This window comes from Pseudomonas sp. P7758 (genome assembly GCF_013386485.1).
Classification (GTDB): domain Bacteria; phylum Pseudomonadota; class Gammaproteobacteria; order Pseudomonadales; family Pseudomonadaceae; genus Aquipseudomonas.
On sequence record NZ_JACARS010000255.1, the window covers coordinates 1 to 1,493 of the forward strand.

The window sequence follows — 1,493 nt, forward strand, 5'->3', positions numbered from 1 at the left end:
GGCAAGCCAGCTCCCACAGCATTCAGCTGTCGCACTGAACATCGCGGCCCATTTGAAAAAAATGGAAATCCTTGATTCCCGTCTATCCTCAAACCCAGCACTGCGACACCAAACCACACCGCCCCTTTTTACTTATCCTCCCCGATCAGGCTAAATACCCACCTGATCGTTTAACCCTACGGATTGTCCGCCATGGCCCGTCAACGCTTTGCAATTGCCTGGATCGCCTGCTTTGCAGTGCTGTTCAATGCGTTTGCCATGCCGATGGCGGGTGCGATGCAGCAGGCGGATGACCCGGTCAAGCAACTGCTTTGGGGCGGTTTCTGCTCCTCCAATGCCAACAAGCTGACGGCCATTGCCCTGGGCAAGCTGGAGATTCCGGCGCCGCAGCAGGACGATCACTCCACCATGCAGCATTGCTGGTGCTGCTCGGGCTCGGCGCCATTAGTGGCGCTGCCGGGGCATTCACCAACACTGTATTTCGCAAGATTCGACGCGGTGCAAGACCTGCCGCCGCCGTCATTGCAATCCCCCACCCCGCGCCAGCAATGGCCGAGCCTTAACCCCCGCGCCTCTCCAACGGTCTGATTTCTTCGCAAGTGAACTGCGTTTAGAACCGTTCTGGAGAACTGCCATGCTCAAATCTTCCCTGCTTCTGGCTGCGTTGTTGCTGCCGGTGTGTGCTGCTGCCAATGCCGAAGACTTCAAGGTCGGCGAACTGGTGGTCAGCGAACCCTGGTCTCAGGAACTGCCGCCCAATGCGCCGACCGTCGCGGCGTATTTCGTGATTCATAACCAGGGCGAGCATGCGGATCGCTTGCTCAGCGTCGACACGCCCGTGGCCGCCAAGGCCGAACTGCATGAGCATGTGATGCAGGGCGATCTGATGAAGATGCAGCAAGTGACCAGCGTCGCGGTGCCGGCCAAAGGTGACCTGACGTTCGCGCCCATGGCCTACCACGTGATGCTGCTGGACCTGAAGGACCGCAGCATTTTGCGCGACGGCCAGCATTTTCCGCTGACCCTGAACTTTGAAAAGGCCGGGCCAGTGAAGGTGGAAGTGTCAGTGCAGAAGCAGCCGCCCATGGCCGGCCACGAACACATGCACGCCCAATAGATAAACCTTGATGGGCGCCCCACGCGCCAGGTTGTCCCCGCACCGCCGTAAGCCTGTAGGCCTTATGCGCGGCAGCTGGATCAGCCTGTTCGCCATGCTGATGATCTTTATCGGTCCGCTGATTTCCCAAGCGATGCCGATGGATCATCACGCCGGCATGTCGATGGAAATGTCCATGGACGCGCCGAGCTGCCATGGCGCCGCCAAGCCTGCGACCGATCACCACAAAGCACCCGACGAACACCACGTGCTCTGGGAAAAGTGCGGCTATTGCAGCCTGCTCTTCAGTTGCCCGGCGCTGCCTGGCAGCGTGTCGTTTGTCACCCTCGGCAGCCCGCCGCCCGCCAACGCCCTGACCCCCGCCCCACGCCTGGGC

Annotated in this window: 3 protein-coding genes; all 3 read left to right on the forward strand. The window is 60.5% G+C overall.

What is annotated here, in order from left to right:
- The first annotated feature begins 192 nt into the window (after nucleotides 1-192).
- Nucleotides 193-588: a DUF2946 domain-containing protein gene (locus HX873_RS31295; protein WP_087693136.1), complete on the forward strand. Its 396-nt coding sequence runs from the start codon at nucleotides 193-195 to the stop codon at nucleotides 586-588.
- A 46-nt stretch (nucleotides 589-634) separates the two neighbouring features.
- Nucleotides 635-1,117, forward strand: coding sequence for a copper chaperone PCu(A)C (locus HX873_RS31300; protein ID WP_003217354.1), 483 nt, complete (start codon nucleotides 635-637; stop codon nucleotides 1,115-1,117).
- Between the two features lie 10 nt (nucleotides 1,118-1,127).
- Nucleotides 1,128-1,493, forward strand: a 366-nt coding sequence (locus HX873_RS31305; RefSeq protein ID WP_256349690.1) for a DUF2946 domain-containing protein, incomplete at its 3' end; no start/stop codon positions are given.